This is a genomic window from Bradyrhizobium sp. 23, assembly GCF_023073295.1.
Classification (GTDB): Bacteria; Pseudomonadota; Alphaproteobacteria; order Rhizobiales; family Xanthobacteraceae; genus Bradyrhizobium; species Bradyrhizobium canariense_D.
Genome location: NZ_JADPJF010000042.1, coordinates 338,914 through 348,785 on the forward strand (window position 1 = coordinate 338,914; position 9,872 = coordinate 348,785).

The following is a 9,872-nucleotide window of genomic DNA, read 5'->3' on the forward strand; positions in this document are numbered from 1 at the left end:
GAGGCGGCCTCACGCCGCCTCAAGATCGAGATCCGCCCACACCGGCACGTGGTCCGACGGCTTCTCCCAGCTGCGCACATAGCTGTCGATGCCGACATTGGCGAGCCGGTCGCTGGCCTGTGGCGACAGCAGAAGGTGGTCGATCCGCAGGCCGTGGTTCTTCTGCCAGGCGCCGGCCTGGTAGTCCCAGAAAGTGTAGAGCCCGGGCTCGTCGGTGACGGCCCGAAGCGCATCGGTCAGGCCGAGGCCGAGCAGGGACTGAAAACTCTCCCGCGTCTCGGCCTTGAACAGGGCGTCCTCGGTCCAGGCGGCGGGATTATGGACGTCCCGGGCATGCGGGATAACGTTGAAGTCGCCTGCGAGGATCAGCGGCTCCTCGGTCTTGAGGCGCTCCTTCGAATACTCAAGAAGCCGCGACATCCATTTGAGCTTGTAGGGATATTTCTCGGTGCCGACCGGATTGCCATTGGGCAGATAGAGGCAGGCGATGCGCAGCACGCCGGACTTGAGCGTCACCACGCCTTCGAGGAAGCGAGCATGGGCGTCCTCGTCGTCGCCGGCCAGCCCCGACTTGGTCTCGTCGAACCGGAGCTTCGAGAGCAGAGCGACACCGTTGAACGTCTTCTGGCCGTGGGTGACCACGTTGTAGCCGAGCGCCTCGATCTCCAGCCGCGGGAAGGCCTCGTCGACGCATTTGATCTCCTGGAGGCAGACGATGTCCGGCTGGCACTCCTTCAGCCAGGTCAGGAGGAGATCGATGCGCTGCCGGACCGAGTTCACGTTCCAGGTGGCTATTCTGATGGGCATCTTGGCGGCTCCGGGCAGGGGCCATGGTTAGAACAAAATGCAAACGCGCCCGTCAAGGACGCTGCGAAATCTCCCACAAAATTAACCCGGCTTAAGTCGGGCCCGGGCCATTGATCGTGAAAAGGTTTTTCGAATGGGACGGCCGAACAAAGCCATGAAGCGAACCGAGCCCCGCGACGGGTTGATCGGCGCGTTCCTGTACTGGCTCGGCGGCTACGAGATCGAGGACGGCCTGACCGCCGGTCTCAGCGAGCGCGAGCTGAGCCGCATCCGTGCCAAGCAGATCGACGCGGTGATACGCCTGATCCCGGTGACGATGGCCGTCACCATGCTCAACGTCGCCGTTGTGCTGATTTTGTTCTGGGGTCGTGGCTGGAACGACTTTCTCGCGATCTGGGGCATGACCCTCGCGACCGCCGCCTCGCTCGCGGTGCGCGCGTGGCGGCGCTCCCACCAGAGCCCGGCGCAAGAAGTCTCGCCCCGTGCCGTGCGGCAGATGTTGCGGCAGGCGTTTTTCCTCGCCGCAATGTGGGGCACGCTGCCGGTCGCGCTGTTCAGCCGCATCGAGCCGACCAGCCAGCTCATTCTGGCCTGCCTTATGGTCGGCATGATGTCCGGCGGTGCCTTCACGCTCTCGACCTTCCCGCGTGCGGGCCTTGTCTATCTCGCGACGACGACGATCGCCTGCGCCGGTGCGTTGCTGTTATGCGGCACCGGGCCTTACCTCGTGACCGCCGTGTTCCTGCTGCTGTTCGCGTTCTTCATGGCGCGCAACATCGTCTCGCAAGGCAATCTGTTCCTTGGCAATCTCAAGGCCCAGCTTGAGCTCGAGCGCCAGACCGAGATCATCTCACTATTGCTGAAAGATTTTCAGGAGAACGCCAGCGACTGGCTGTGGCAGACCGACGCCGAAGGGCATTTGGTCGACGTGCCCGAGCGCTTCGCCGCGGTCGCACAGCTGCCACTGCCCTTGCTGAAGGGCTCGCATTTCGCCGACGTGCTCGACATGCTGTGCCCCGAAGACAAGAGCGCGGCCTACAATGTCGTCGGCCTGATGGAGCACGCCGAACCGCTGCACGAGATGAACCTCAAGGTCGTCGCCGGCGGCGAGGCGCGGCTGTGGTCGCTCACCGCGAAGCCGGCCTACGACCGCGACGGTCAATTCCTCGGCTATCGCGGCTTCGGCCGCGACGTGACCGAGCGCTGGCGCGCGGAAAAGGCCGAGGCCGAGAGCCGCGCCAAATCGGATTTCCTCGCGGTGGTGAGCCACGAGATCCGCACGCCGATGAACGGCGTGCTCGGGCTTGCCAGCATGCTGCTGGAGACAAAACTCGATCCGGAGCAGCACGAGGCCGTCACCACGATCCGCGAGTCCGGCGACAATCTCCAGCGCATCCTCAACGACATCCTGGACCTCTCCAAGCTCGAGGCTGGACGCTTCGCGTTCGAGGTGATCGACTTCGCGCCGCAGGCGCTGGTAGAGACATTGGCGACCGTCGTGCGCGCGAGTGCCAAGAGCAAGGGGCTCGCGGTCAAGGTCAAGCTCGATCTGAACCTGCCGCCGACGCTGCGCGGCGATATCGCGCGTATCCGCCAGGTCCTGCTCAACCTCGCATCCAACGCGGTGAAGTTCACCGACCAAGGCGAAGTCACGATCGCAGCCGTCTGTCAGGCCCGCCGCGATCTGCTCGCCACCGTCGAATGGAGCGTGACCGACAGCGGTATCGGCATCGCCCCCGAGAAGCTTGGCCAGCTCTTCTCCGACTTCGCGCAGGCCGACGCCTCGATCAGCCGCCGCTTCGGCGGGACCGGGCTTGGGCTTGCGATCTCCCGGCGCATCATCGAACAGATGGGCGGCACCATCGGCGTCACCTCGACGCCGGGCGAGGGCTCGACATTCAGCTTCACGCTGGTGCTGCCCTGGAGCCAGGAGCAGGCATCCGACTACATTGCCGACCGCGACGAAGCCGACGACCTCAAGGCGCGTATCGCGAGTCTCGACCGACCGCTGAGGGTGCTGGTCGCCGAGGACGACGCCGTCAACCGCATGGTCGTGAGCAAGATGCTTGGCGCCTTCGATGTCGAGTTGCGCGTCGTGACCGACGGTGTTGACGCCGTCGCGGCCATGTCCCAAGGCGAATACGATATCGTGCTGATGGACGTGCGGATGCCCGACATGGACGGCCTTGCCGCAACCCGGGCGATCCGTGCGCAAGGTGGCCGATTCGAATTCTTGCCGATCATCGCGCTCACCGCCAATGCCTTCCCCGAGGACGTCAAGATCTGCCGCGAGGCCGGCATGTCGGACTTCCTGGCCAAGCCGCTACGCAAACCCGCGCTGCTGGCGGCGCTGCTGCGCGCGCTCGATGGACATGTGATGGCGGGAGACGCACCACTTCAGCCGGAGCTCATGTCGGTCGACGTGGAGTGGACGGACGAGGAAAGGCAGATGACCGGCGCCTAGCCGGCGACGTCAGATCGAGAAGCTGGTCCCGCAGCCGCAGGACGCCGTGGCGTTCGGATTGTTGACGCGGAACGAGGCGCCGATCAGATCGTCGACGAAATCGACCTGCGACCCCGCCAGGAACGGCTGCGAGGCGGAATCGACCAGCACCACCGCATTGTCCTGCTCGATCACGAGATCGTCGTCAGTGCGGGCACGGTCAATGTCGAACTTGTACTGGAAGCCGGAACAGCCTCCGCCCTCGACCGAGATCCGCAGCATCGCGCCAGACCCTTCGCCCTTGAGGATCTCCCCAATCCGGCGTGCGGCCTTGTCACTGATGGTCACGTCAGTCGTCATCGTTCGTCTCCGATAGGCCCGCGGTCACACCAAGGTCACCTGAAGGTCACGTGCCCTATTCAGTTGGTATCCCGCGTCCGGCATAGTTAAGTGCCACCATACGCAGAATCAAATGGATAGAGACTAAATTCGCCGTGTCCGTCGGAATGGCTGCCCCCCACGCGCCCTATGCCTGCGATCCCGAGCGCAGTCGCGGCCGATTGGTCGCGGAACCGCCAAGCCGGACCCGCAGCCCGTTTCGACGGGATTGCGACCGGGTGATCCATTCCACCGCGTTCCGCCGGCTGAAATACAAGACCCAGGTGTTCGTGTTCCACGAGGGCGACCACTACCGCACCCGGCTGACCCATTCGCTGGAGGTGGCGCAGATCGCCCGCGCGCTGGCCCGGCAGCTCGGGCTGGACGAGGACCTCACGGAAACCCTGGCGCTCGCCCACGATCTCGGCCATCCGCCGTTCGGGCACGCCGGCGAGCGGGCGCTGGACGCCTGCCTGAAGGATTTTGGCGGCTTCGATCACAACGCCCAGACGCTCCGCGTCGTTGCGGCCCTGGAACAGCGCTATCCCGAATTCGACGGGCTCAACCTGACCTGGGAAGCGCTGGAGGGCATCCTCAAGCACAACGGCCCGCTGACCGATCGCAGCGGTGCGCCGGCCGGGCGTTATCGCGAGCGCGGCGTTCCCGTCGGCATCGCCGACTACATCAAGATCTATGATCTCGAATTGTGGAGTTTCGCCTCGCTGGAGGCACAGGTCGCCGCGATCGCGGACGACATCGCCTATGATGCCCACGATATCGACGACGGTCTGCGCGCCGGCCTGTTTCACCTCGACGACCTCAAGGTGATGCCGCTGACCGCGGAGATTATCGCCGAGACTTCTGCGCATTACCCCGATCTCGAAGACGTCAGGCGCGGCGCCGAGCTGGTGCGCGAGCTGATCTCACACTTGATCGGTGCCGTGTTCGCCGAGGCCCAGATAAACCTTGCCGCCGTGAAACCGCAATCCGCACAGGACGTGCGCCAGCAGAGCCGGGCATTGATCGCATTCCCCGCCGCGGTCGCCGAGGAGGAGGCCGCCATCAAGCGCTTTCTCTATCAGCACATGTACCGCCACAAGCGGGTCATGCGGGTGATGGGCGAGGCGGAACAGATCCTGTTCGACCTGTTCGCAAAATACCTCACCTCGCCCGGCGAGCTGCCGCCGGAATGGCTGGTCGGGGCGGAGGCGGACAATGAGGGCGACCGGGCCCGCCGGATCGGGAATTTCATTGCCGGAATGACCGACCGTTTCGCCCTGACCGAGCACCAGCGGCTCTTTGACTCGACCCCGGATTTGCGTTAGGCGGCGCCCATGCCCGACACATCCTCAGCACTGCACCTGTTCGCCGACGTGCTCGCACGCGTGCACGCGGTCTGCCGCGCGCTCGCGGCGGAAGCCAACTGGCCCGAGGGCATCGATTTCTCGCGCGTGGTGGTCGAGCCGCCGCGCGATGCTTCCCATGGCGACATGGCGACCAACGCAGCCATGGTGCTTGCGAAAGAGGCAAAGGCAAAGCCGCGCGACCTCGCCGAGCAGATCGCCGAACGGCTGCGCGCGGACCCATTGATCGCCAAGGTCGACGTCGCAGGTCCAGGCTTCATCAACCTGACGCTGGAGCCGGCCGCATGGGCCGAGGCGCTACGGACCGTGCTGCGCGAGGGCGCCGATTACGGCCGCGTCCGCGGCGGCTCCAAGGTCAACGTCGAATATGTCTCCGCCAACCCCACCGGACCGATGCATGTCGGCCATTGCCGCGGCGCCGTGTTCGGCGATGCGCTGGCGAGCCTGCTTGAATTCGCAGGCCGTGACGTCACGCGCGAATATTACATCAACGACGCCGGCGCGCAGGTCGACGTGCTCGCCCGCTCCGCGTTCCTCCGGTATCGCGAGGCGCTCGGCGAAGACATCGGCGCGATGCCGGAAGGCCTTTATCCCGGCGACTATCTGAAGCCGGTCGGGCGGGCGCTGGCGCAGGAGCACGGCGACAAGCTCCTCGCCGTGAGCGAGGGCGCGTGGCTACCGACGGTGCGCGCCAAGGCGATCGCGATGATGATGGACGAGATCAAGGATGATCTCGCCGCGCTCAACATCCGCCACGACGTGTTCTTCTCCGAGCGCTCGCTACAGGACGCCGGCAACAACAAGGTCGCCGAGACCATCGATTTCCTGCGCGCCAAGGGCGACGTCTACCAGGGCCGTCTGCCGCCCCCAAAGGGGGCTCCGGCCGAGGATTGGGAAGATCGCGAGCAGTTGCTGTTCAAGGCGACCGCCTATGGCGACGACGTCGATCGCCCGCTGATCAAGTCGGATAATTCCTACACCTACTTCGCCGCCGACATCGCCTACCACAAGAACAAGTTCGACCGTGGTTTCGCGGAGATGATCGACGTCTGGGGCGCCGACCATGGCGGCTACATCAAGCGCATGCAGGCGGCGGTGAAGGCGACCACCTCCGGCAAGGGGGCGCTCGACGTCAAGATCGTCCAGCTGGTGAAGTTGCTGCGCAACGGCGAGCCGGTGAAAATGTCCAAGCGGAGCGGGGACTTCGTCACCTTGCGTGAGGTGGTGGATGAAGTCGGCCAGGACGCCGTCCGCTTCATGATGCTCTACCGCAAGAACGACGCGGTGCTCGACTTCGACCTCGCCAAGGTCATGGAACAGTCGCGCGACAACCCGGTGTTCTACGTGCAGTACGGCCACGCCCGCGGCCACTCGATCTTCCGCAACGCCCGGGCCGAGGTGTTCCCGGAACTCCCGGAGGAAACGGAAAAGCGCATCGCCTGGCTGGGTGAGTCGGCGGTGGAACGGCTGTCGGACCCGGCTGAACTCGACCTTCTTAAGCGGCTCGCAATATTTCCGCGCATGCTGGAAGCGGCCGCAACCGCCCACGAGCCGCACCGAATTGCCTTCTATCTCTATGATTTAGCCAGCGAATTTCATGCACTTTGGACGAAGGGGCGCGATTTGCCCTATTTACGCTTCATTATCAATAATGATGCAGATCTAACGAAGGCGCGGCTGGCCATGGTCCAGGGCGTCGTCTCTGTCCTGGCATCGGGCCTCGCCATCCTCGGCGTCCATGCTCCGGACGAGATGCGGTAGTTTGGGGCGAACTACTTAAGGGATTTCGGGGGTAACCGGCAGAAGCCGGATCGCTTAGACTTGGTTGAAAGCCTTGTGGGTCGAAAGCCGCGCCTTGGTCGAGGGGCGCGCGGCTTTCCCGAAGGGACGCATCATCACGATGGCCGAACGATATCAGGACAGACCGTTTCCTTCCGATGACTATCGCGGTGGCGATCAGCATGGGAGGGCGGAGAGCGGTGATCCCTTGGCCGAACTTGCCCGCCTGATCGGGCAGACCGATCCGTTCGCAGCGCAAGGGCGGCCGGGCGTGCACCCGCCTGCAGCTCCTGCGCCTGCCCAGAGCTATCAGGACGACGACTATCGCCAGGACGATGGCCAGCAGGACTATGCCGAGCAGGCCCCGCCGCCGCCCGGGCCACCCTCATGGATGCGGCGCGCCAATGTGCAGCCGCAGACGGTGCCAGCTGAGCCTGCCTATCCCGCTTCCGTAAACCCGGTTCATCCACTGCATCGTTATTCAGCCCAGCCGACTGCGCCCGAGCCTGAACCTGATTATCGTCAGCCGCAGGCCTATCCGGATCAGGCCTATCAAGCTCGCACCCATCAGGGGCAGGCCTATCAGGATCAGGCATATCAGCAGCCCGATCAGGCTTACCAGGAGCAAGCCCACCAGCAGCCCGATCCGGCGCGCTACGACGAGGCGCTCTACGGACGGCTGGAGGCGGGCGAGCAGGACTATCAGCGCGATCCCGCCTATCCCGACGATCCTTACGCGTTCCAGAGCGACTATCCCGAGGCCGATCTCGACGAGCCGAAGAAGCAGCGCGGCGGCATGATGACCGTCGCGGCGATCCTGGCCCTTGCCGTGGTCGGGACCGGCGCTGCGTTCGCTTACAAGACCTATGTGGGCTCGCCCCGCAGCGGCGAGCCGCCGATCATCAAGGCCGACAACACGCCGACCAAAATCGTGCCGGCGCCGTCGGACTCCTCGGCCAAGGTACCGGACCGCATGGTCACCGGAGATGGCGCCGAGAAGATCGTGCCGCGCGAGGAGGCGCCTGTCGACGTCAACGCCAAGGCGGGAGGTCCCCGCGTGGTGTTCCCGGCGCTGAACCAGAACGCGAACCCGCCGCCAGTCGCGAGCGTGTCGCCGTCCAGCATTCCGCTGTCGAGTGCGGGCCCGAATCCGAGCAACGGCACGCTGCCGAACAATTCGCCGCGCGCGATCAGGACCGTGGCCGTGAAGGGCGATCAGACCGACGCCACCGCGTCGCAAGCGGCCACGGCCGCGAAGCCGACAGCTCTCCCGAAGCCCGTTGCGGCACCAGCTGCACCACGCACGCCGCCGACCTCGGCCAATGCCAGTGCCAATCAGCCGCTCTCGCTCGCGCCGCAATCGGCGCCGGCCGCGGAGCCACCGCAGCGGATGGCTGCGACCAATCCGACGCAAATCGCGCCCGCGAGCAGCGGTGGCGGCGGCTACGTCGTGCAGGTCTCCTCGCAGCAGACCGAGGATAGCGCCCACGCCTCCTACCGGGTGCTTCAGAGCAAGTACGGCAGCGTGCTTGGCTCCCGCGCACCCGTGGTCAAGCGGGTCGACCTGACCGACAAGGGCAAGGGAATCGTCTACCGCGCCTTCGCTGGGCCGTACGGATCGCTCGAAGAGGCGAACCAGGCCTGCAACAGTTTGAAATCCGCTGGCCTGTCTGCCTGCTTCGTCCAGAGGAATTAACGGCCGTTTCCTTGACCCTCTCGCGGGTCAGGGTTAATCGGCCGTATGAGCACGCGGGCCTTCATTACCGGCGTTTCCGGAACGGAACTAACCGCCGCCGAGCGGGAGTTTATCCGCAGCGAACGCCCGTGGGGCTTCATCCTCTTCAAGCGCAATGTCGAGACGCCGGCTCAAGTTGCTGCACTCGTTGCGGAATTGCGGGCGGTTGCGGGTTTCGCTGATGCCCCTGTCCTGATCGATCAGGAGGGTGGGCGGGTGCAGCGCCTGACGCCGCCGCATTGGCCGGTCTATCCGCCGGGCGCTATTTTCGCAGGCCTCTACGATACTGATTCGGCGCTCGGGCTGACCGCGGCGCGCCTCAGCGCCCGGCTGATCGCGTGCGATCTCGCAGATCTCGGCATTACCGTGGATTGCTTGCCGCTGGCCGACGTGCCGGTGGCTGGCGCCAACGCCGTCATCGGGAACAGGGCTTACGGCACCGAACCGGGAAAGGTCGCCGCGATCGCCCGCGCGGTCACCGAGGGCCTGGAACAGGGTGGCGTGTTGCCGGTGCTCAAGCACATCCCCGGCCATGGCCGAGCTACGGCCGATACCCATTTCAATCTGCCGACGGTCGAGACGTCGCGCGACGAACTGGATCGCACCGACTTCGCGGCATTCAAGCCTTTGGCGGATTTGCCGATGGCCATGACTGCACATGTTGTGTTTAGCGCGGTCGACCCCGCCCATCCGGCGACGACATCTGCGACAATGATCGCTGAGGTGATTCGCGGCGCAATCGGGTTCCAGGGTTTGTTAATGAGTGATGACGTGTCGATGAACGCGCTGTCGGGCAACATCGCCGAACGGACCCGCGCCATTTTTGCGGCCGGCTGCGACATGGCCCTGCATTGCAACGGCAACATCGAGGAAATGCGTGAGGTCGCCGGCCAGACACCCGAACTGGCGGGCAGGGCGCTGGAGCGGGCGAACGCCGCGCTCGCTGCGCGTAAAGGACCGCAACCGTTCGATCGCGCGGCCGCGCGCGCCGAACTGGAGGCATTGATCGCACGGGCAAACACGGCATCGGCATGACCGCAGAAATCCTATCGTTTGAAACCGGGCGGCCCGCAGAGCTCGCCGAGGGTGAGCCGGCGTTGGTGGTGGACGTCGAGGGTTATGAAGGTCCGCTCGACCTGCTGCTCGCACTGGCGCGGCAGCAGAAGGTAGATCTCGCCAAGATCTCGATCCTGGCGCTCGCCGACCAATATCTCCACTTCATCGAAGCCGCGCGAAAGATCCGCCTCGAGCTCGCCGCCGACTATCTCGTGATGGCGGCATGGCTCGCCTTCTTGAAATCGCGTCTGCTGCTGCCGGAGCCGCCGAGTGCGGAAGGCCCGAGCGCGGAGCAGATGGCGACGGCGCT

At 65.1% G+C, this 9,872-nt stretch carries 8 protein-coding genes; 6 read left to right on the top strand and 2 right to left on the bottom strand.

What is annotated here, in order from left to right; genetic code table 11:
* Positions 1-9: 9 nt before the first annotated feature.
* Positions 10-807, bottom strand: coding sequence for an exodeoxyribonuclease III (gene xth / locus IVB32_RS11400; RefSeq protein ID WP_007610740.1), 798 nt, complete (start codon positions 805-807; stop codon positions 10-12).
* A gap of 133 nt (positions 808-940) precedes the next feature.
* On the opposite strand from xth, the gene IVB32_RS11405 reads away from it, so the two are divergent.
* Positions 941-3,271: an ATP-binding protein gene (locus IVB32_RS11405; RefSeq protein ID WP_247410380.1), complete on the top strand. Its 2,331-nt coding sequence runs from the start codon at positions 941-943 to the stop codon at positions 3,269-3,271.
* Positions 3,272-3,280: 9 nt separating this feature from the next.
* Here the strand turns inward: IVB32_RS11405 and erpA are convergent, their stop codons facing one another.
* Positions 3,281-3,610 (bottom strand): iron-sulfur cluster insertion protein ErpA, encoded by a 330-nt coding sequence (gene erpA / locus IVB32_RS11410; RefSeq protein ID WP_007610737.1) that lies wholly within the window; start codon positions 3,608-3,610, stop codon positions 3,281-3,283.
* 134 nt (positions 3,611-3,744) lie between these two features.
* Here erpA and IVB32_RS11415 point away from each other — a divergent pair, with 134 nt between their 5' ends.
* The 5 genes from IVB32_RS11415 to IVB32_RS11435 all read left to right on the top strand — a co-directional run.
* Complete coding sequence (locus IVB32_RS11415) at positions 3,745-4,953, top strand: deoxyguanosinetriphosphate triphosphohydrolase (RefSeq protein ID WP_247410381.1); 1,209 nt, start codon at positions 3,745-3,747, stop codon at positions 4,951-4,953.
* Between the two features lie 9 nt (positions 4,954-4,962).
* Positions 4,963-6,753, top strand: coding sequence for an arginine--tRNA ligase (gene argS, locus IVB32_RS11420; RefSeq protein WP_247296615.1), 1,791 nt, complete (start codon positions 4,963-4,965; stop codon positions 6,751-6,753).
* A gap of 139 nt (positions 6,754-6,892) precedes the next feature.
* The gene (locus IVB32_RS11425; RefSeq protein ID WP_247296838.1) at positions 6,893-8,467 is read left to right on the top strand and encodes an SPOR domain-containing protein; all 1,575 of its coding nucleotides are present in this window, start codon (positions 6,893-6,895) and stop codon (positions 8,465-8,467) included.
* A 45-nt stretch (positions 8,468-8,512) separates the two neighbouring features.
* Positions 8,513-9,541, top strand: coding sequence for a beta-N-acetylhexosaminidase (gene nagZ / locus IVB32_RS11430; protein ID WP_247296617.1), 1,029 nt, complete (start codon positions 8,513-8,515; stop codon positions 9,539-9,541).
* Positions 9,538-9,872 (top strand): ScpA family protein (locus IVB32_RS11435; protein WP_247410382.1); only part of this gene is annotated, 335 nt, incomplete at its 3' end. The genes nagZ and IVB32_RS11435, both read left to right, overlap by 4 nt.